17 protein-coding genes are annotated in these 20746 nt (G+C 71.9%); 9 read left to right on the plus strand and 8 right to left on the minus strand.

From position 1 onward, the window contains the following. Nucleotides 1-3 precede the first annotated feature (3 nt). Nucleotides 4-1071, minus strand: coding sequence for a LacI family DNA-binding transcriptional regulator (locus tag ACFYY2_RS20970; RefSeq protein ID WP_388744992.1), 1068 nt, complete (start codon nucleotides 1069-1071; stop codon nucleotides 4-6). Between the two features lie 110 nt (nucleotides 1072-1181). Between ACFYY2_RS20970 and ACFYY2_RS20975 the strand changes: the two genes are divergently transcribed. The 4 genes from ACFYY2_RS20975 (at nucleotide 1182) to ACFYY2_RS20990 (ending at nucleotide 6564) form a co-directional block, all read left to right on the plus strand. After that, complete coding sequence (locus ACFYY2_RS20975) at nucleotides 1182-2333, plus strand: Gfo/Idh/MocA family protein (RefSeq protein ID WP_388744994.1); 1152 nt, start codon at nucleotides 1182-1184, stop codon at nucleotides 2331-2333. Then, nucleotides 2330-3472, plus strand: coding sequence for a dihydrodipicolinate synthase family protein (locus ACFYY2_RS20980; RefSeq protein WP_388744996.1), 1143 nt, complete (start codon nucleotides 2330-2332; stop codon nucleotides 3470-3472). Before ACFYY2_RS20975 ends, ACFYY2_RS20980 begins: the two co-directional genes overlap by 4 nt. Next, entirely contained in the window at nucleotides 3469-4302 is an 834-nt protein-coding gene (locus tag ACFYY2_RS20985) for a sugar phosphate isomerase/epimerase family protein (RefSeq protein WP_388744999.1), read from the plus strand. The genes ACFYY2_RS20980 and ACFYY2_RS20985 overlap by 4 nt, the downstream gene beginning before the upstream one ends. A 321-nt stretch (nucleotides 4303-4623) precedes the next feature. Next, nucleotides 4624-6564, plus strand: a complete 1941-nt coding sequence (locus ACFYY2_RS20990) for a glycosyltransferase family 2 protein (RefSeq protein ID WP_388745001.1) — start codon at nucleotides 4624-4626, stop codon at nucleotides 6562-6564. A 68-nt stretch (nucleotides 6565-6632) separates the two neighbouring features. On the opposite strand, the gene ACFYY2_RS20995 is transcribed toward ACFYY2_RS20990, so the two are convergent. Continuing rightward, nucleotides 6633-7367 (minus strand): class I SAM-dependent methyltransferase, encoded by a 735-nt coding sequence (locus ACFYY2_RS20995; RefSeq protein WP_388745003.1) that lies wholly within the window; start codon nucleotides 7365-7367, stop codon nucleotides 6633-6635. Between the two features lie 259 nt (nucleotides 7368-7626). After that, nucleotides 7627-7920, minus strand: a complete 294-nt coding sequence (locus ACFYY2_RS21000) for a DUF6584 family protein (protein ID WP_388745005.1) — start codon at nucleotides 7918-7920, stop codon at nucleotides 7627-7629. A 91-nt stretch (nucleotides 7921-8011) separates the two neighbouring features. Between ACFYY2_RS21000 and ACFYY2_RS21005 the strand changes: the two genes are divergently transcribed. Both ACFYY2_RS21005 and ACFYY2_RS21010 read left to right on the plus strand, forming a co-directional pair. Continuing rightward, nucleotides 8012-10243, plus strand: a complete 2232-nt coding sequence (locus ACFYY2_RS21005) for an ATP-dependent RecD-like DNA helicase (RefSeq protein ID WP_388745007.1) — start codon at nucleotides 8012-8014, stop codon at nucleotides 10241-10243. A gap of 197 nt (nucleotides 10244-10440) precedes the next feature. Continuing rightward, nucleotides 10441-11739, plus strand: coding sequence for a citrate synthase (locus ACFYY2_RS21010; RefSeq protein ID WP_388745010.1), 1299 nt, complete (start codon nucleotides 10441-10443; stop codon nucleotides 11737-11739). 610 nt (nucleotides 11740-12349) lie between these two features. Here the strand turns inward: ACFYY2_RS21010 and ACFYY2_RS21015 are convergent. The 3 genes from ACFYY2_RS21015 to ACFYY2_RS21025 all read right to left on the minus strand — a co-directional run bounded on the left by ACFYY2_RS21015 (nucleotide 12350) and on the right by ACFYY2_RS21025 (nucleotide 15759). Further along, nucleotides 12350-14788: a heavy metal translocating P-type ATPase gene (locus tag ACFYY2_RS21015; RefSeq protein ID WP_388745012.1), complete on the minus strand. Its 2439-nt coding sequence runs from the start codon at nucleotides 14786-14788 to the stop codon at nucleotides 12350-12352. 249 nt (nucleotides 14789-15037) lie between these two features. Continuing rightward, nucleotides 15038-15343 carry a heavy-metal-associated domain-containing protein gene (locus ACFYY2_RS21020; RefSeq protein ID WP_388745014.1) on the minus strand — a complete coding sequence of 102 codons (306 nt, stop codon included), beginning with the start codon at nucleotides 15341-15343 and terminating at the stop codon, nucleotides 15038-15040. Nucleotides 15344-15450: 107 nt separating this feature from the next. Next, entirely contained in the window at nucleotides 15451-15759 is a 309-nt protein-coding gene (locus ACFYY2_RS21025) for a hypothetical protein (protein WP_388745016.1), read from the minus strand. A 68-nt stretch (nucleotides 15760-15827) separates the two neighbouring features. Here ACFYY2_RS21025 and ACFYY2_RS21030 point away from each other — a divergent pair, with 68 nt between their 5' ends. Continuing rightward, nucleotides 15828-16895 (plus strand): zinc-dependent alcohol dehydrogenase family protein, encoded by a 1068-nt coding sequence (locus tag ACFYY2_RS21030; protein ID WP_388745018.1) that lies wholly within the window; start codon nucleotides 15828-15830, stop codon nucleotides 16893-16895. 154 nt (nucleotides 16896-17049) lie between these two features. Here the strand turns inward: ACFYY2_RS21030 and ACFYY2_RS21035 are convergent, their stop codons facing one another. Both ACFYY2_RS21035 and ACFYY2_RS21040 read right to left on the minus strand, forming a co-directional pair. Next, the gene (locus ACFYY2_RS21035) at nucleotides 17050-17241 is read right to left on the minus strand and encodes a helix-turn-helix transcriptional regulator (protein ID WP_388745020.1); all 192 of its coding nucleotides are present in this window, start codon (nucleotides 17239-17241) and stop codon (nucleotides 17050-17052) included. Nucleotides 17242-17492: 251 nt separating this feature from the next. Further along, nucleotides 17493-18419 carry a sugar phosphate isomerase/epimerase family protein gene (locus ACFYY2_RS21040; RefSeq protein ID WP_388745022.1) on the minus strand — a complete coding sequence of 309 codons (927 nt, stop codon included), beginning with the start codon at nucleotides 18417-18419 and terminating at the stop codon, nucleotides 17493-17495. A 203-nt stretch (nucleotides 18420-18622) separates the two neighbouring features. On the opposite strand from ACFYY2_RS21040, the gene iolC reads away from it, so the two are divergent. Both iolC and ACFYY2_RS21050 read left to right on the plus strand, forming a co-directional pair. Then, nucleotides 18623-19723 carry a 5-dehydro-2-deoxygluconokinase gene (gene iolC, locus ACFYY2_RS21045; protein ID WP_388745024.1) on the plus strand — a complete coding sequence of 367 codons (1101 nt, stop codon included), beginning with the start codon at nucleotides 18623-18625 and terminating at the stop codon, nucleotides 19721-19723. A 152-nt stretch (nucleotides 19724-19875) separates the two neighbouring features. Further along, a complete protein-coding gene (locus tag ACFYY2_RS21050) occupies nucleotides 19876-20724 on the plus strand; it encodes a deoxyribose-phosphate aldolase (protein ID WP_388745098.1) in 849 nt (282 codons plus the stop codon). The last annotated feature ends 22 nt before the right edge of the window (nucleotides 20725-20746 follow it).

The following is a 20746-nucleotide window of genomic DNA, read 5'->3' on the forward strand; positions in this document are numbered from 1 at the left end:
GCCTCATCCCTCCCTGGGTGCGGCCGTCGATCCGCGTTCCATGAGCTCGGCCTCGATGGTGGCGATCCCCCCGGCAGGCGGCGTCTCCTTGCCCATCGCCAGCCGGCCGGCCCGCGCCCCCGCCTCGAAGAGGGGCAGCCGCACGGTCGTCAGCGCGGGTACGGCGTCCACCGAGAACGGCAGGTCGTCGAACCCGGCCACCGACACGTCCTCGGGGATGCGGAGCCCGCGGTCCCTGAGGGCGGCGCACGCACCCAGTGCCACCGTGTCGTTGGCGGCGACCACGGCCGTCAGGCCGGGCTCGCGGCGCAGGAGTTCGAGCGTGGCGTCGTAGCCGGAGCTCCGGTCGTACGGGCCGTGCACGGTGACGTTCTCCTCGTCCCCCTGCAGCCCCGCCGCCCTCATGGCCTCGCGGTGGCCCTCCAGCCGGTGCCGGGTCGTGGTGCGCTCCAGAGGACCGGCGACGTAACCGACGCGCCGGTGCCCGAGCGCGATCAGGTGCTCCGTCAGGCGCCGTGCACCGCCCCGGTTGTCGAAGGCCAGTGCGGCGAGCACCGCGTCGCCCTCCTGGAGCGGGGGCCGTCCGCAGAAGACGACCCTGGTCCCGGCATCCGCCAGCTTCGTGAGCTTCGCGGTCATCGCGGCCTGGTGGGCGGGGTCCTCCAGCGCGCCGCCGGTGAGGACGACGGCGGCGGCCCGCTGGCGCTGGAGCAGCGTCAGATAGGTGAGTTCGCGCTCGGGGGAGCCGCCGGTGTTGCAGACGACGGCGAGCTTCTCGCCGCCCGCGCGGCCGGACCCGTCGCCGGGTCCTCCGATCTGGGTCTGTGCGGCCCCGGCCATGATCCCGAAGAACGGGTCGGCGATGTCGTTGACCAGGATGCCCACGAGGTCGGACGTGGCGGCGGCGAGTGAACTGGCGGGGCCGTTCAGGACGTAGTCCAGGTCGTCCACCGCGCGCAGGACCCTTTCCCGGGTGGACGACGCCACCGGGTAGTTGCCGTTCAGGACACGGGACACGGTGGCCGGGGACACCCGGGCGCGGGCCGCGACGTCCGCCAGGGTGACTGTCATGGCTCTCCTCCGAGGAGTGGTGAAGCGGCCCCTCTTGTCCGGGCCGCTGTCGGCAGGCTAGCGTCATACCGCATAGAAAGCGCTTGCTACGGCTGTATGGAGGAACTTTCGTGACACGCAGGACAGTGCGCATCGCCATGAACGGCGTCACGGGGCGCATGGGGTACCGGCAGCACCTGGTGCGCTCGATCCTCGCGATCCGGGAGCAGGGCGGCCTCGACCTCGGCGACGGCGACGTGCTCTGGCCCGAGCCCGTGCTCGTCGGCCGCCGCGCCCACGCGCTGGAGGCGCTCGCCGCCCGGCACGGTCTGACCGAGTGGTCGACGGACCTCGACGCGGTCCTCGCCGACGAGTCCGTCGACCTCTACTTCGACGCCCAGGTCACCTCCGCCCGCGTCGACGCGATCAGGAAGGCGATCGCCGCCGGCAAGCACGTCTACACCGAGAAGCCCACCGCCACCGACGTCAGGGGCGCCCTCGAACTCGCCCGCCTCGCCCGGGACGCGGGCATCAGGCACGGCGTCGTCCAGGACAAGATCTTCCTGCCGGGCCTGCTCAAGCTGAAGCGCCTCATCGACGGCGGATTCTTCGGCGAGATCCTGTCCGTGCGCGGCGAGTTCGGCTACTGGGTCTTCGAAGGCGACTGGCAGGACGCCCAGCGTCCCTCCTGGAACTACCGCGCGGAGGACGGCGGCGGCATCGTCGTCGACATGTTCCCGCACTGGGAGTACGTCCTGCACGAACTGTTCGGCCGGGTCGAGTCGGTGCAGGCGCTCGTCAGGACGCACATCCCGCAGCGCTGGGACGAGCAGGGCAAGCCCTACGCCGCCACCGCCGACGACGCCGCCTACGGCACCTTCCAGCTGGCCGGCGGCGCCGTCGCCCAGATCAACTCCTCCTGGGCCGTGCGCGTCAACCGCGACGAGCTCGTCGAGTTCCAGGTCGACGGCACCCACGGCTCCGCCGTCGCCGGGCTGCGCGACTGCCGCGTCCAGCACCGCTCCGCCACGCCCAAGCCGGTCTGGAACCCGGACCTGCCCGTCACCGAGCCCTTCCGCGACCAGTGGCAGGAGGTCCCGGACAACACCGTGTTCGACAACGGCTTCAAGGCCCAGTGGGAACTCTTCCTGCGCCACGTCGTCCTCGACGAGCCCTACACCTGGGACCTCATGGCCGGTGCCCGGGGCGTCCAGCTGGCCGAGCTCGGCCTCAGGTCGTCCGCCGAGGGCCGCCGCTTCGACGTACCGGAGCTGAGCCTGTGACCATCCAGCTCCCGCAGGGCCCGTACGAACCGAGGGCCACGCCGCTCGACCTGAAGCCGTCCGGCGCACCGCCCGCCTCCCGCACGGTGTTCTCCGCCGCGCACGTCGTGGCCGACCCGTACGCCGACGTCGGCCACGACGGCCCCGCCGCCGTCGACTGGGACGCCACCCTCGCCTTCCGCCGCCACCTCTGGTCGCACGGCCTGGGCGTCGCCGAGGCCATGGACACCGCGCAGCGCGGCATGGGCCTGGACTGGACGGGGGCCGCCGAACTCATCCGCCGCTCCGCTGCCGAGGCGAGATCCGTCGGCGGCAGGATCGCCTGCGGCGTTGGCACCGACCAGCTCGACGGCCCGGCGACCCTGCCCGAGGTCCGCGCGGCGTTCGAGGAGCAGCTCGCCCTGGTCGAGGAGAGCGGCGCGCAGCCCGTCCTGATGGCGTCCCGCGCGCTCGCCGCCGCGGCGGACGGCCCCGAGGACTACCTGGAGACGTACGCCCACCTGCTGCGCCAGACCACCGAGCCGGTCGTCCTGCACTGGCTCGGCCCCATGTTCGACCCGGCTCTGGACGGCTACTGGGGCAGCACGGACCTCGACGCCGCCACCGAGACCTTCCTGAGGGTCATCGCCGAGCACCCGGACAAGGTCGACGGCATCAAGATCTCGCTCCTGGACGCCGGGCGGGAGGTCGACGTACGCCGCCGGCTCCCCGGCGGGGTGCGCTGCTACACCGGCGACGACTTCCACTACCCCGAGCTGATCGCGGGCGACGACCGGGGGTTCAGCCACGCGCTGCTCGGCATCTTCGACCCGCTCGGCCCGCTGGCCGCACACGCGGTGCGCGTCCTGGACACCGGTGACGTGGCGGGCTTCCGCGCCCTCCTGGACCCCACGGTCGAGCTGTCCCGACACCTCTTCCGCGCGCCGACCCGCTTCTACAAGACGGGCGTCGTCCTCCTCGCCTGGCTCGCGGGCCACCAGGAACACTTCACGATGGTCGGCGGCCTGCAGTCCGCCCGCTCGCTGCCGCACCTGGCGACCGCCTACGAACTGGCCGACCGTCTCGGCCTGTTCCCCGACCCGGAGCTGGCCGAGTCCCGCATGCGCGCGCTGCTGGCCGTCCACGGAGGTGGCCGATGAGCACCGGCCTGTCCCGCCTGTCCGTCAATCAGGAGACGGTCCGGCAGCTGTCCCTGCCGGAACTCGCCGAGGCCTGCGCCACGTCCGGGATCGGACAGGTCGGGCTCTGGCGGGCCCCCGTACAGGCCTACGGGGTGGAGCGCGCGGGGCGGCTGTTCAGGGACGCGGGCCTCACCGTCACCAGCCTCTGCCGGGGCGGCTTCCTCACCGCGACCGACCCCGCCGAGCGCGCCCGCGCCCTGGAGGACAACCGGGCGGCGGTCGACGAGGCCGCCGGAGTGCACACCGACACCCTGGTCCTGGTCTCCGGCGGACTCCCGGACGGACAGAAGGACCTGCACGCCGCCCGGGAGCGGATCGCCGACGCGCTGGCCGAACTCGCGCCGTACGCACAGGAGCGCGGCGTGCGTCTCGCCATCGAACCGCTTCACCCGATGTTCGCCTCGGACCGCTGCGTCGTCTCCACCTTGTCCCAGGCACTGGACCTCGCCGAGCGCTTCCCCCCGGAGCAGGTCGGCGTGGTGGTCGACACCTACCACGTCTGGTGGGACGACCGGGCGCCCGCGCAGATCGCCCGGGCCGGTGCGGGCGGCCGGATCCACTCCTTCCAGCTCGCCGACTGGATCACCCCGCTCCCGGCCGGAGTCCTCGTGGGCCGGGGCCAACTGGGCGACGGCTGCGTGGACTTCCGCGCGCTCCGCGCCCAGGTGGAGGCGGCCGGGTTCGACGGGCCGATCGAGGTCGAGATCTTCAACGAAGGGCTGTGGGCCCGCGACGGCGCCGAGGTGGTCGCGGAGGTCGCCGCGCGCTACACGGAACACGCCTGCTGAGAACCCCGCCGGACACCCCGGGTAAAGAGAAGGTCAAGACGTACAACCATGGTGCGCCTTCCCCTGTCGTACTCAGCGTCGGGACTTCCGGGGAGGGGTCCGGGGGGATTCGGGAAGCCCGACGGAGGGGGAGAGCGAGGGGGGTCCGGCCTGACGGCCGGGCCCCATTCCGCTTTCGCGAGGCGCCCGTGCGACGGCTCGCGAGGCGTTACGCGGGCCGTCCGGGGCCCGGCGCGACGAATCCGGTCCCGGCCCCCGCCGCTCGGTCCCGAGACCAGCGGCCCGGACGCCCGCGCGCCCGCACACACGAAGGTCCATGGAATGCCCAGAGTCAGAGTCAGCGTGATCGTGCCCGTCTACAACACCGGGAAGTACGTCGACGAGTGCGCCCCGTCGCTGCTCGGGCAGAGCCTCCCGGCCGACGAGTACGAGGTCATCTACGTCGACGACGGTTCCACGGACGACACCCTGGCACGCCTGGAGAAGCTCGCTGCCGCACACGGCCATGTCCGCGTGTACAGCCAGCCGAACTCCGGCTGGCCGGGTGCGCCGCGCAACCTCGGCATGAAGCACGCCAGGGGCGAGTACGTGCAGTTCGTCGACCACGACGACATGCTCGGGCCCGAGGCCCTGGAGCGGCTGCACGCGCACGCGACACGCAACCGGGCCGACGTGGTGATCGGCAAGATGTCCAGCACGATGGTGCGGCCCCGGCGGCTGTTCCGGCACACCCTGGACAGCTGCACCATCGAGAACGACGAGCTCATGCAGAGCATGTCACCGCACAAGATGTTCCGCCGGGCCTTCGTCGAGCAGCACGGGCTGCGCTTCCCCGAGGGCCCGTGGATCATGGAGGACCTGGCCTTCGTCACCGCCGCCTACCTGAAGGCGGAACGGATATCGGTCCTCGCCGACTACCCCTGCTACTACTGGATGAAGCGGGACGACGGCGGCAACAACACCCGCCACCGGTTCAGTCCGCGGCACGGGTTCTGGCCCAACCTCCGCACCATCATCGGTCAGATCAAGGACGGCACGCAGCCCTCCGACGACGTCGACGCGTTGCAGAACCGGCTGCTCCACCGCCTCTACCACGTCGAGGTCCTGTCCAGGGCCCGCGAGCCCGAGATCCTGCGCGAGGACCCGGCCGAGCAGCGCCGGCGATTCGCGACGGCCCGCGAGGTGGCGCTGGAGGAGTTCCCCGCCGCCGTACGGCGTGCGCTGCCGGCGGTGAGCGGACTGAGGGCCGACCTCCTCGAACGCGACGTCTTCGACGGTGCGTTCGCGTTCGCGGAGCACATCGCCGCCGTGTCCGTCCGCAGCACACTCGGCACCCCGCACTGGCAGGACGGCTGCCTCGTCGCCGACATCACGCTGGAACTGCTGCGCGGTGACGGTGAGCCGATGGTCCTGACCGAACGCGACGGGACGTGGTGGCTGGACCCGGAACTCCTGACCGGGGTGCCGGGAGCCCAGGACGGATGGGAGGTCCGCGACCCGTTCCGCATGGCGTACGCGGAACTGGTCGTCAAGGACCGGGACCGGGAGGACTGGTGGTACCCGGAGGGCGACCTGGAGGTCCGGCTCGAACCGGTGGGGGAGGGCCGTTCCGTGCTCCGCGCCTCCGGACGACTGAGCCTCGATCCGCGGCGGCTGGCCGGCGGGCAGCGGCTGGAGCGCGGGGTGTACGACGTGTGGGCCTTCGTCAACCTGCTGGGCATCGACCGGATGGCCCGTGTGACCGGGCAGGGCGTTCCCGGCGGACCGGCGGCCGGCCCGGCGCTCCTCGACGGAGGGCTCGCGCTCCCGTACTGGACCACCGGCCGCGGCCAGCTGGCCCTCGACATGGACCAGCGCCTTCGCGGACTCGGCCCTGACACGGCCGGTGCCGCCGCCGCGAACGCCGAGCGGGGCGAGCCGGCGCTCCCGCTGCCGCACGTCGCCGCGGTGCCCGGGGCCCCCGCCCGCGTCAAGGCCACCGTGTCCGCCCTGAAGGTCACCGCCGAAGTGGTTCCCGGCCCCGACGGGCTGACGGCACTGCTGCGCCTGCCCGCCCGTCTGAAGCTGCCGGACGGGCGCCATCCGGTCACCCTGCCGAAGACGGCCGCGCCTGTCGCGTACGCCGTGGTCCGCGGCGGCTCACTGCTGCGGCTGGAGGGACCCGCCTACGAGGCGGGCGCCGGACGCCGGATCCTCGACACGGTCGCCGACAACCGCCAGGTCCGGCGCGTACGCCGACGGCTGCCCGGCCGGCCGCGCTGAGGACGGGCGCGGTGCGGGGCCGGGACGCCCCGGGGGAGCGGCGTCCCGGCCCTGCGGCCCGAGACGGTTCAGGATGCCCGGCCGGGCTTCCTGAACAGCGCGGTCCAGAGGAAGTCCTTGCCGAAGGAGGGGGAGCCGGCCGGCTCGTCCCGCATCCGCCGGAGTTCGATCTCCTCCATGTCGGCGAAGATCCAGCGCAGTTCCTCCGGCGTGTAGGCGAGGCCTCCGAGCAGGCCCGCCTCGCCGTAGAAGGCCGCGTCGGGCAGTTCGGACCCCATTGCGCCGGAGGCGAAGCAGCCGAGGGCGAGGTGCCCGCCCGGAGCGAGACTGCGCTCCAGGAACGCGAGATAGCTGACGCGGCGGTGGGGTGGCAGGTGGTGGAAGCAGCCGGAGTCGTGGATCAGGTCGTACGGCCCGGCCGGCGCCCCTTCGGCGAAGGCGTCACCGCAGTGGAAGCGGACGTCCGCTCCCGCCTCGCCCGCTCGTTCACGGGCCCAGGAGACGGCACCGGGCGACAGGTCGACCGCGTCCACGTCGAAGCCCCGCGAGGCGAGGAACAGCGCGTTGCGCCCCGGGCCGCAGCCGAGATCGAGGGCGCGCCCCGGCGCGACGAGGCCCCGGTCGAGATAGGAGACGAGGTTCTCGTCGGGCTTCGCCACGAAGAAGGGAACCGGCTTCGACCTGTCCTCGTAGAAGCTGTCCCACCACGCCCCCGCCGCGTGCGTCCACCGATCGGCCTCCGGCGCGAACAGGCTGTCCATGAGCTTCAGGACATCGTCCACCGAGCGTATGTTCCGGTCCATTCGGAACCCCCTTTCAGACCGTCCAAGCATAGTCGGGTAGACGGTATAAGCCCAGCTCAAAGGGTGTTTGGGGAGGCTCCTGGGTGCGGCTTGAACACCCTTTCCCGCACGGCCGGGGCCGCGGGTCGCGGTGGCGGCGATCTCCCCCGCAGGGGCCCCTCACCGGCCGCCGCGGGGCGTTCCCGGGCGGTGCGCGGCCCCCTTTCTGCGGGGGTGGCGGGCCGCACCGGGGGCGCCGCCGGGAGCCGCGCCCGGCGGGTCAGTCGAAGAGATCGACCAGACCGTTCACCCAGATCGCGACGAGCACCAGCGTGACGGCCAGACAGCCCAGGGCGGCCAGGGACTGTCCGGACGAGCCGTCGTCCGCGGCGCCGTCCCCGCCGTCCGCGAGGGTGTCCCAGTCGAGGGCCCGGCCCGCGGAGGCGCTCGCCGAACGCCGTACGGCCGCCAGTTCCCCCGAGGCGAAGGCCGAACCCGCGGCCGCCTCCGGTCCACGCCAGGCCAGGGCCCTCATCGTGCCGCAGCCCGAACACCTCTGCACCGTATGGGACATACGACCCTCCGCCGGAGGGAACGGCTGCGGTGCGACGTGGCTCAGGGGTGAGCGGGTGCTGACTGTCGGTGGCAGCCGGTAGCGTCGTCGCATGTCCAACACCGCCGTGCTCGAGGGCGTCCTGGAGCGGATCACCTACGCCAACGAGGAGAACGGCTACACCGTCGCGCGCGTCGACACCGGGCGCGGAGCCGGTGACCTGCTCACCGTCGTCGGTTCGCTGCTCGGTGCCCAGCCCGGTGAGTCCCTGCGGATGGAGGGGCGTTGGGGATCCCACCCGCAGTTCGGCAAGCAGTTCCAGGTCGACAACTACACGACGGTCCTCCCGGCCACCATCCAGGGCATCCGCCGCTACCTCGGGTCGGGGCTGATCAAGGGCATCGGGCCGGTCATGGCCGACCGCATCACCACCCACTTCGGCGTGGACACCCTCGACATCATCGAGCAGCAGCCGAAACGCCTGGTCGAGGTGCCGGGCCTCGGCCCGAAACGCACGAAGATGATCGCCGCGGCGTGGGAGGAGCAGAAGGCGATCAAGGAGGTCATGGTCTTCCTCCAGACCGTCGGTGTGTCCACCTCCATCGCGGTGCGCATCTACAAGAAGTATGAGGACGCCTCGATCTCCGTCGTGAAGAACCAGCCCTACCGGCTGGCCGCCGACGTCTGGGGCATCGGCTTCCTCACCGCCGACCGCATCGCGCAGGCCGTCGGCATCCCGCACGACAGCCCGGAGCGGGTCAAGGCGGGACTCCAGTACGCGCTGTCGCAGTCCACCGACCAGGGGCACTGCTTCCTGCCCGAGGAACGGCTGATCGCGGACGGGGTGAAGCTCCTCCAGGTGGACACCGGGCTCGTCATCGACTGCCTCGCCGAACTCGCCGAGGACCCGGAGGGAGTCGTGCGCGAGAGGGTGCCGGGGCCCGAGGACGGGCAGCCCGTCACCGCCGTGTACCTGGTGCCGTTCCACCGCGCGGAGATCTCCCTCGCGGCCCAGGTGCAGCGCCTGCTGCGTACTCCCGAAGACCGGATGCAGGCGTTCCAGGACGTCGACTGGGACAAGGCGCTGGCCTGGCTCGCCCGGCGCACGGGTGCGACGCTCGCCCCCGAGCAGGAGGCCGCCGTCCGGCTCGCGCTCAGCAGGAAGGTCGCCGTGCTCACCGGCGGTCCCGGCTGCGGCAAGTCGTTCACCGTCCGCTCCGTGGTCGAGCTGGCCCGCGCCCGGAACGCCAAGGTGGTGCTGGCCGCTCCCACCGGGAGGGCCGCGAAGCGGCTGTCCGAGCTGACCGGCGCCGAGGCCTCCACCGTGCACCGGCTCCTGGAGCTGAAGCCCGGCGGGGACGCCGCATACGACCGGGAAAGACCGCTCGACGCCGATCTCGTCGTCGTCGACGAGGCGTCGATGCTGGATCTGCTGCTGGCCAACAAGCTCGTCAAGGCCGTGGCACCCGGTGCCCATCTCCTGCTGGTCGGCGACGTGGACCAGCTTCCCTCCGTCGGCGCCGGGGAGGTGCTGCGCGATCTGCTCGCCGAGGGCGGCCCCGTCCCCGCGGTCCGGCTGACCACCATCTTCCGGCAGGCCCAGAAGTCGGGCGTCGTGACCAACGCCCACCGGATCAACTCCGGAGTGCCGCCCCTGACCCAGGGCCTGGACGACTTCTTCCTGTTCGTCGAGGACGAGACGGAGGACGCCGGCGTACTCGCCGTCGACGTCGCCGCCCGCCGCATCCCCGCGAAGTTCGGCCTGAACCCGCGCCGCGACGTGCAGGTCCTCGCCCCGATGCACCGCGGCCCGGCAGGCGCCGGCCATCTCAACGGGCTGCTCCAGCAGGCCATCACCCCCGGACGCCCGGGGCTGCCCGAGAAGCGGTTCGGAGGGCGGGTCTTCCGGGTAGGCGACAAGGTGACGCAGATCAGGAACAACTACGACAAAGGTGAGAACGGCGTGTTCAACGGGACGGTCGGCATCGTCACCGCCCTCGACCCGGACGAGCAGAAGCTGACGGTCCTGACGGACGAGGACGAGGAGATCTCCTACGACTTCGACGAACTGGACGAACTGGCCCACGCCTATGCGATGACCATCCACCGGTCACAGGGCAGCGAGTACCCGGCGGTGGTCGTCCCCGTCACGACCAGCGCCTGGATGATGCTGCAGCGGAACCTCCTGTACACCGCGGTGACCAGGGCCAAGAAGCTTGTCGTGCTGGTCGGTTCACGGAAGGCCATCGGCCAGGCGGTCCGCACCGTTTCCGCAGGCAGGCGCTGTACGGCACTGGATTTCCGGCTCCGGAGCGGTGTGGCCGGAGACTTCCCGGAAAAATGATCGATCAAAACGGTGGGAAACATCACTGAGCTCTTCCGGAACCGGGTTCCAGGGGGCAGGATGAGAAAGTTGACGGCACTCAGTGCCGTCAGTAGGTCCAATGGACGACCCCGAGTGCACTCTCCTGAGCCAAATGGGGGAGGGTGGAGACAGTCAGGGCACCTCGAAGAAGAGGCACTACGTCGGTGAGGGATGACGTGAGCGAGCACACCAAGAACGCTGTAGTACTGCGGTACGGCGATGACGAGTACACCTACCCGGTGATCAACAGCACCGTCGGTGACGAGGGCTTCGACATCGGCAAGCTCCGGGCCAACACGGGTCTGGTCACGCTGGACAGCGGGTACGGCAACACGGCCGCCTATAAGTCCGCCATCACCTACCTCGACGGCGAGCAGGGCATCCTGCGGTACCGCGGCTACCCGATCGAGCAGCTCGCGGAGAGCTCGACGTTCCTCGAGGTCGCCTACACGCTGATCAACGGTGACCTGCCCAAGGACGACGAGCTGTCGGCCTTCAAGAACGAGATCACCCAGCACACGCTGCTGCACGAGGACGTCAAGCGCTTCTTCGACGGCTTCCCCCGCGACGCCCACCCGATGGCCATGCTGTCCTCGGTCGTCAGCGCGCTGTCCACCTTCTACCAGGACAGCCACAACCCGTTCGACGAGGAGCAGCGCCACCTCTCGACGATCCGGCTGCTCGCCAAGCTCCCGACGATCGCGGCGTACGCGTACAAGAAGTCGATCGGTCACCCGTTTGTCTACCCGCGCAACGACCTCGGCTACGTCGAGAACTTCCTGCGCATGACGTTCTCCGTCCCGGCCCAGGAGTACGTGCCGGACCCGGTCGTCGTCTCGGCGCTCGAGAAGCTGCTCATCCTGCACGCGGACCACGAGCAGAACTGTTCGACCTCCACCGTGCGCCTGGTCGGCTCCTCGCAGGCGAACATGTTCGCCTCGATCTCCGCCGGCATCTCCGCGCTGTGGGGCCCGCTGCACGGCGGTGCCAACCAGTCGGTGCTGGAGATGCTCGAGGGCATCCAGGCCAACGGCGGCGACGTCGACTCCTTCATCCAGAAGGTCAAGAACAAGGAGGACGGCGTCCGCCTGATGGGCTTCGGCCACCGGGTGTACAAGTCCTTCGACCCGCGCGCCAAGATCATCAAGGCTGCCGCGCACGACGTGCTGTCCTCGCTCGGCAAGTCCGACGAGCTGCTCGACATCGCGCTCAAGCTGGAGGAGCACGCGCTCTCGGACGAGTACTTCGTCTCGCGCAACCTCTACCCCAACGTGGACTTCTACACGGGCCTGATCTACCGCGCCATGGGCTTCCCGACCGAGATGTTCACCGTGCTCTTCGCGCTCGGCCGCCTTCCCGGCTGGATCGCCCAGTGGCACGAGATGATCAAGGAGCCGGGATCCCGCATCGGCCGCCCGCGCCAGATCTACACCGGCGAGGTCCTGCGCGACTTCGTCCCGGTCGAGGGCCGCTGAATCCCGGTGGCCTGAACCACCGCCGTACCCGGCCGATCCGGCCGGCATCCTTCGCCCCGTGTGCCGCGCCCGACTGTTCGGGGCGCGGTGTCGGGGCGATTCGGCGTTCAGGGCCGAGCCGCGGGCGCCGGAGAGGGCGCAGTGCCGTGTTCCGAGGGCCGTGGAGAGCGCGCCCGCGGTCCGCGAGCTGCGGCGCGACGTACGCCCGCATGGCGGGCAGGCGGGGGAACGCCCCACCCGCCGAGCCGCCCGCACACGGAAAAACGCCCCGCCTGCCGATCCCCCCACGGGTCGACGGACGGGGCGTTTTCCATATCCCGGAGCGGATTCCCCCCACGGGATCCGGCCGGGCGTCTGAAGGGAGCCTGAACTCCTCGTGATGCCGGTGGCGCGTATTCAGTTCTGCCCTGCCGGGCGGCTGCCGGGGTACGTACGGGAGGGCCGCTCAAAGCTCCCCGGTGCACGTGCCCCGGCCGGCGATCGCCAGGAGCGTCCCCCAAGACACTCCAACGGACGTCCCCCAAGACATCCATGACATCGCACTCTTAGACTCACCAACCCATCAGATGGTTACCCTCGAATCGGTGTGATCTAAGTCTCTTTGTAGAAATTATGTGAAGGAGCGCAACCTCAGACTGTTCGTCACGACGAACACCGACGAAAACGCCATCGCCGCACCCGCGATCATGGGGCTGAGCAGCCCGAACGCAGCCAAAGGCAGTGCGGCCACGTTGTAGCCGAAGGCCCAGAAGAGGTTGCTTCTGATAGTCGACAGAGTACGCCGTGACAGCCGGATGGCGGCAGTGGTCACCTTGAGATCTCCACGAATCAGTGTGAGGTCGCCCGCCTCGATCGCCGCGTCGGTCCCCGTACCCATCGAAAGGCCCAGGTCGGCGACCGCGAGGGCGACGGCGTCGTTCACCCCGTCACCCACCATGGCGACGGACCGGCCCTCCGCCTGGAGACCGCGTACGACCTCGGCCTTGTCCTCGGGCAGGACCTCCGCGTGGACCTCGTCGATGCCGACCGCGCGGGCCACGGCCTCCGCGGCGGCCCGGTTGTCGCCCGTCAGCAGGATCGGCCTCAGCCCCAGCGCGCGCAGCTCCGCGACGGCCTCGGCGCTGCCCTCCTTCACTGTGTCGGCGACCTCCAGCACCCCTCGCGCCCGCCCGTCCCAGGCCACGACGACGGTCGTGCTGCCCCGCCCCGCCGCGTCCGCCTGCGCAGCGGCCAGGGACGGCGGCAGCGCGATCCCGGCGTCGGCGAGGAGCCTCGGCCGGCCGGCCAGCACGTGACGGCCCTCGACGACGCCCCGGACGCCGAGGCCGGGAACGCTGCTGAAGTCCACCGGAGCGGGCAGTGTTCCGCCGGTCCGCGCGGCCGCTCCGGCGGCGACGGCGCGGGCCACGGGGTGCTCGGACGCGTGCTCCAGGGCGCCCGCGAGCCGGAGCACTTCGGCCTCGGTCGTACCGGGCTCGGTGTGAACGCGTCCCAGGGCCATACGGCCGGTGGTGACCGTGCCGGTCTTGTCGAGCACGATCGTGTCGACCCTGCGGGCGGTCTCCAGCACCTCGGGCCTCTTGATGAGGATGCCGAGCTGTGCGCCGCGTCCTGTGCCCGCCATGAGGGCGGTGGGAGTGGCGAGTCCCAGGGCGCAGGGGCACGCCACGATCAGGACGGCGACCGCCGCGGTGAACGAGGCCGTGACGTCGTCGGTGACGAGGAGCTGGGCGACCAGGGTCGCCAGGGCGATGAGCAGCACCACGGGGACGAAGACGGCCGAGATGCGGTCCGCCAGACGCTGGGCGGCGGCCTTGCCGTTCTGGGCGTCCTCGACGAGCCGGGCCATGCGGGCGAGCTGCGTGTCGGAGCCGATCCGGGTCGCCTCGACGACCAGCCGCCCGGAGGCGTTGAGCGTGCCGCCCGTCACGGAGTCGCCCGGGGCGGCGTCCACGGGGACCGACTCCCCGGTGAGCATGGAGGTGTCGATCGCGGAGCGCCCCTCGACGACGGTGCCGTCGGTGGCGATCGTCTCCCCGGGCCGTACGACGAAGCGGTCGCCCACGTGGAGGGCGCCGACGGGGACCCGTACCTCCGTGAGCTCCCGGGCGGAAGCCCCGTGCAGGGGTGCCGTCTCCGCCGGGATGCCGGAGCGGCCGTCCGCACGGGGGCGGAGGACCGCCACGTCCTTGGCGCCCAGGTGCAGCAGCGCGCGCAGAGCGGCACCCGCCTTCCGCTTCGACCGTGCCTCCAGGTAGCGCCCCAGCAGGAGGAAACCGGTGACTCCGGCAGCCACCTCCAGGTAGATGGTGGCCGACGGGTCGGACCGGGAGATGGTGAGGTCGAAGGTGTGCCGCATGCCCGGCATGCCGGCGTCGCCGAGGAACAGGGCCCACAGGGACCAGCCGAAGGCGGCGAGCGTGCCGATCGACACGAGCGTGTCCATCGTCGCCGCACCGTGCCGCAGATTGGCCCACGCGGCGCGGTGGAAGGGCAGCCCACCCCAGACGACCACGGGGGAGGCGAGGGTGAGGGAGAGCCACTGCCAGTTGTCGAACTGCAGTGCGGGGATCATGGCCATGAGGACGACCGGCACGGCGAGCACCGCCGACACGAGGAGACGCTGCCGGAGCGCGGCGAGACTCCCGTCGGCCGCGGCGTCGGCGGTGTCCTCGGGAGGGAGCGCGTCCGGAGCGGCCGCCGTGCCCGGGGAAGCGCCGCCCTCGTCCTCCCGGTGCGCCGGGGCGGCATCGCGTGCGGCGCCCTGCCCGGCCGGCTGGGGAGGGGGCGCCGGGGCCGGGCGGACCACCGGCCGGGCCGTGTAGCCCGTCTTCTCGACGGTGGCGACGAGGTCTTCGAGCGCGGTCCCGGCGCCGAAGGAGACGCGGGCCTTCTCGGTCGCGTAGTTGACGGTGGCGCTGACCCCGTCCATCCGGTTGAGTTTCTTCTCGACGCGGGCCGCGCACGAGGCGCAGGTCATCCCGCCGATCGTGAACTCGGTCTCGGAGGTCTCCTCCGCGGGGGCCTCGGATGCCGTGGTGCCGGCCATGTGCGGACTCCTGGGTCGAGCAGTCGTGCCGTTCCCCACCAGTATCTGCTTCCCGGGTGGGGGAACGGTCCGACGGAGGTGCGTGTGTGAACGGGGCGCCACCGGCACGGGAGCGCGGAGCGCGGTTCCGGGGTGCGGGGCGGCAGTGGCCGTCCGTTCCGTCCGGGACGGCGGTCGTCCCTTGCCGGTGCCGGTGGCGCGGGGGTGTGATGCGTGTTGTACGGGACCGTCGCGGCCGCCGCGGTGCGGTCAGGCGCGGCCGACGAGTTCGTAGCCCGCCTCGTCGACGGCGGCGCGTACCGCTTCCTCGGTGAGCGGGGCGGCGGAGGCGACCGTGACCAGGCCGCTGCCGGCCTCCGCCTTCACGGAGGTGACGCCCTCGATCCCGGAGATCTCCTCGGACACGGCCCCTTCGCAGTGGCCGCAGGTCATGCCCTTCACCTCGTAGACGGTGGTGACGCCGCCCACCTGGACGTCGGTCGTACCGTCCTGGCAGGAACCGGTGGACGAGCAGCAGGAGCCGGCGGCCCTGGGGGTCTCGGTCTCGGCGGTCATGACGTTCTCCTCTTCGCAGGCACACTGGACGCAGCAGGTGAGGCGCGAGGGGGCGCCGGGGAGCGCGGTGCGCCCACCTGCACGGCCAAGTATACCCCTAGGGGGTATTACTGGCCTCGGCTGGTCACTCCACCGGGCGTGTCGCAGGCCAGGGGTTCGAGATAGCGGTAGATCACCGCTTTCAGCTCCTCGGTGTACGCCGTCCGCTCGGGCCCGTCGTGCGGCATGACCAGGTCGAGGCCGGCCTTGAAGAGCACGAAGGACATCTCGGAGACGCGGGCGACCCGGTGGGCCCCCGGACCGCTGCGTGCCTTCCACCAGAGGTTCGGACTCAGCGAGGGTGAGCCGGTGCCGGGCGGTGACCGGGGGGCCGGGCGGACCGCCGGAGAGGCGGAGCGGGAGCGCGACAGGATCACTGCCGGGGCGTAGATTCCCCGGATCGGCGATCCGGACGGCGCGAGCCGGACCACGGGAGGCGGGGCGGATGCGGGCAGTGGTCTTCGAGGAGTTCGGACAGGAGGCCCGTGTGCGGGACCTCCCCGACCCGGCAGTCCCGGACGGGGGTGTCGTGGTGCGCGTCGGCGCCACGGGGCTGTGCAGGAGTGACTGGCACGGCTGGATGGGGCACGACCCCGGAATCGTCCTGCCGCACGTGCCCGGACACGAACTCGCGGGAACGGTCGAGGCGGTGGGCGCCGGTGTCCACAACTGGCTTCCGGGAGACCGGGTCACCGTGCCCTTCGTCTGCGCGTGCGGCCGGTGCGCCGCGTGCGCGGCGGGCGCACAGCAGGTCTGTGAGCGGCAGACCCAGCCCGGCTTCACCCACTGGGGATCCTTCGCCGAGTACGTGGCGCTGGAGCAGGCGGACGTGAATCTGGTCGGCGTGCCCGAGGAGTTGTCCTTCGCCACCGCGGCAGGGCTCGGATGCCGGTTCGCCACGGCGTTTCGGGCGGTGGTCCGACAGGGGAGGGCGGCCCCCGGGGAGTGGGTCGCCGTGCACGGCTGCGGTGGGGTCGGGCTGTCGGCGGTGATGGTCGCGGTCGCGTGCGGAGCGCGGGTGGTGGCGGTCGACGTCTCGCCGCAGGCACTGGAGTTGGCGCGGGCGTTCGGAGCGGCGGAGTGCGTGGACGCTTCGGCGTACCCGTCCGGGGCGGACGAGGCCGTGCGCGAGCTGACCGGCGGCGGTGCGCACCTGTCGCTGGACGCGCTGGGCTCGCCCGTCACCTGCGCCGCCTCGGTGCGGAGCCTGCGCCGGCAGGGGCGGCACGTCCAGGTCGGGCTGCTGCCGACGGCGGCCGGTGACCCCGTCGTGCCGATGGCGCGGGTGATCGGACTGGAGCTGGAGATCCTCGGCAGCCACGGCATGGCGGCACACGACTATCCGCCGATGATGGACATGGTGAGGGCCGGAGTCCTGCGGCCGGATCGCCTGGTGACGTCCACCATCGCCCTGGACGCGGCCCCGGCGGCGCTCGCGGCCATGGGCACTACACCCGGGGCGGGAGTGACGATCATCGAACCGTCCTGGCCGAGTCCGCCGTCGAGCGGATGACCGGGAGCGGCGGACGGGCGGGGCAGCGGACGGACGGGGCGGGACGGGGAGCCCCGACGGGGGAGCGCCGGTGGGTGTGCTTCCGGCGGGGAGGCGCACACGGGCCACCGGAAGCGGCGCTCCGGCCGGTGGTGCCTTCAATCCAGTCGCGGTGTCAACGGCCCCGGTTGCCGGGGCGGGACGCGATCCACGCGAGGACCGTGTCCACGTACCAGTGGGGCTTCCCGTTCCGGACGTCGTCGGGGGGCGGGAGAAGGCCGTGCTTGCGGTACGAGCGGATCGTGTCCGGCTGGACCTGGATGTGTGCCGCAATGTCCTTGTACGACCAGAGCGTTCTGTCCGTCATGAATGACACCTCTCAGTACCTCGGCGTGCCTCTGTTCCGTGAACGAGAGGGCCGCATACCGGGCAGGGGGCGTCGTCGGCCCGTGACACAGGACCAGCAGAACGCGGACATACGTGACAGAGGAGTGACTGCTGGGGCGAGAGCGGACCGAGGACCGAGGGGTGCAGGTCCGAGAGGAACTCGGGGGCCGGGCCGCTCAGGAGGAAGGGCGGGCTCAGGAGGAAGGACGGGCTCAGGGGGAGATCAGCGGCTCAGGAGGAAGGCCGTGCGGGTCCGCAGATCCTGAGGAACTCCCGGGTCCGGCGGGCGATGGGGAGCGGTTTGTCGGGCGGGCAGGGATACATGTCCTGCTCGACGATGGCGAACAGGTCGGTGCCCAGCGCGCGTGCCGCGTCCAGGACCGGCTCCAGCGCGGGTACCCCGCCGGGGGGTTCGCACATCACCCCGCGGGCGACGGCCGGCCCGAAGGGAACCTCGTTCGCGACGACGTCGGCGAGCACCACCGGATCGACCTGCTTGAGGTGCAGATACCCGATCCGCTCGCCGTACGTCTCGATCAGCTTCACGCTGTCGCCGCCGCAGTAGGCGTAGTGACCGGTGTCCAGGCAGAGGGAGACCAGATCGGGGTCGGTGGCGTCGAGGAAGCGGCCGACGTTCTCCTCGGTGTCGACATGCGTGTCGGCGTGCGGATGCACCACGACCCGCAGCCCGTACCGGTCCCGCACCTCGCGGGCGAGGCGTTCGGTCTGCGCGGTGAGGTCGCGCCACTGCCCGGCGGTGAGCGTGCGGTCCTCCAGGACCTCCCCCGTCTTGTCGTCGCGCCAGAAGGAGGGGATGACGACCAGATGCCCGGCCCCCATCGCCCGGGTGAGTGCGGCGATACCCGCGACATGCTCCCAGGTCCGTTCCCAGACCGCGGGGCCGTGGTGCAATCCGGTGAAGACGGTGCCCGCGGAGACGGAGAGGCCGCGCCTGGCCGTCTCGTCCGCGAGGCGGGCGGGATCGGTCGGGAGGTAGCCGTACGGGCCGAGTTCGATCCACTCGTAACCCGCCTCGGACACCTCGTCGAGGAAACGCTCCCAGGGCACCTGCAGCGGATCGTCGGGGAACCACACCCCCCACGAATCGGGTGCCGAGCCGATGCGGATGCGGGTCGGAGAGGGTACGGAGGAGGTCATATCGCCCACCCTCCAGGCCTCGGAGGGGAGTGTCAAGGCTTCGGTCAAGGCTTCGTCCTTATGTCCGGACAAAGTGTTGACAGGGCGTCGGGTCGGGGCTAGACCTGGGAGTCCGTCGCCCGGCGGCAGTCGGTTCCCAGGAGGTGTGCCGGGCCCTCCCCGGACGAGTGCCGGGCCGGAGTACCGGGGTCGAAGGGATGCGTATGCCTGAGCCGTACGACGTGATCACCATGGGGCGGATCGGGGTGGACATCTACCCGCTGCAGACCGGTGTACCGCTGGCCGACGTCGAGACCTTCGGGAAGTTCCTCGGCGGCTCACCGGCCAACGTGGCGGTGGCCGCGGCCCGGCTGGGACGCAGGGCGGCCGTGATCACGAGGACGGGCCAGGACGCCTTCGGCGACTATCTGCACCAGGCGCTCCGGGAGTTCGGGGTGGATGACCGGTGGGTGAGCGCGGTGGCGGAGTACCCCACCCCGGTCACCTTCTGCGAGATCTTTCCGCCGGACCGCTTCCCGCTCTACTTCTACCGGCAGCCGAAGGCGCCCGATCTGGAGATCGGCGGCCACGAACTCGACCTGGACGCCGTGCGGGACGCTCGCGTGTTCTGGATGACGGGCACCGGTCTCTGCGCCGAGCCGAGCCGGACCGCCACCCTCACCGCCCTGCGGGCCCGCAGCGAGGCGGCCGCGTCGGACGGCCCGTCCGGCCGTGCCCGCACCACGGTCTTCGACCTCGACTGGCGCCCCATGTTCTGGGACCCGTCGGAACACGGCTCCGCCGCACCCGCCCGCTACCGGGAGGCGCTCGCCCACGCCACGGTCGCCGTCGGAAACGTCGACGAGTGCGAGATCGCCACCGGCGAACGCGAACCGCACGCCGCCGCCCGTGCCCTGCTCGCCGCCGGTCCGGAACTGGCCGTGGTCAAACAGGGGCCGGACGGCGTTCTCGCCGTCCACCGCGACGGCACGACCGCCGAGATCCCGCCCCTCCCGGTCGACGTCGTGAACGGGCTGGGTGCCGGGGACGCGTTCGGCGGCGCGCTCTGCCACGGGCTGCTCTCCGGCTGGGACACGGAACGCGTGATGCGGTACGCCAACGCCGCGGGGGCCATCGTCGCCGCCCGCCTCGCCTGCTCGTCGGCGATGCCGTTCCCGCGTGAGGTCGAGGAGGCGCTGTCCGCCGGTGCCGTAGGCGCACAGGACGCGACGCGGACGGGACCGGCGCGAGCCGCCACGCCCCCGCGGACCACCGCGGACCCGCGCACCACGGAAGTCGCGGTACCCCCAGGAGACGCACAGTGACCCCGCCACCCCCACCGCCCCCACCGCCCCCACCGCCCCCACCGCCCCCTGCGACCCCCTCGACACCCTCCACCCCGGGCTCGGCGTCCCCACCGCCCCCGCCCCCGCCCCCGCCGTCGCCCGCGGCCTCCGGCCCCGCGGATCTCGTCCGGCTGCGCGCACGCCACCCCGAAGCCGTCACGGAAGCCGCCGCCGCCCGCCGCACGCGCCCGCTCCTCGGCCCCGCCGGACGCCTGATGATCATCGCCGCGGACCACCCCGCACGCGGCGCCCTCGCCGTGGGCGACGACGAACTCGCCATGGCCGACCGCTTCGACCTGCTCGAACGGCTCTGCCTCGCGCTCTCCCGCCCAGGGGTCGACGGGGTGCTGGCGGGCGCCGACGTCCTGGAGGACCTGCTGCTCCTCGGGGCCCTGGAGGACAGGGTCGTCATCGGCTCCATGAACCGCGGCGGACTCGCCGGCGCCGCCTTCGAACTCGACGACCGCTTCACCGGCCACCGCCCCGTCGACCTCGCCCGGCGGAGGTTCGACGCGGGCAAGCTGCTCCTGCGGATCGACCACGACGACCCCGGCTCCCTGGAGACCCTGGACACCGCCGCCCGCACGGTGAACGCCATGGCCGCCCGCCGACTCCCCGTCTTCATCGAGCCGTTCCTCTGCCGCCGTACCCCCGGCGGTATCCGCACCGGCCTGGGTGCCGCGGCCGTCGCGACGTCGATCGCCATCGCCTCGGGGCTCGGCGGCACATCCGCGTACACCTGGCTCAAGGTCCCCGTCACCGAGGACCCCCGCGACATGGAGCGGGTGATGCGCGCCTCGACCCTGCCCGCCGTCCTGCTCGGCGGCGAGGTCACGGAGGATGCGGACGCCGCGTACGAACGATGGCGGGGCGCGCTGCGGCTGCCGACCGTCCAGGGGCTGGTCGTCGGGCGGTCGCTGCTCTATCCCGCCGACGGTGACGTGGCGGGTGCGGTCGACACGGCCGTCGGACTTCTGTGAACGCGGCCTGACGACGGGTAGG

The organism is Streptomyces sp. NPDC001822 (genome assembly GCF_042892135.1).
Classification (GTDB): domain Bacteria; phylum Actinomycetota; class Actinomycetes; order Streptomycetales; family Streptomycetaceae; genus Streptomyces.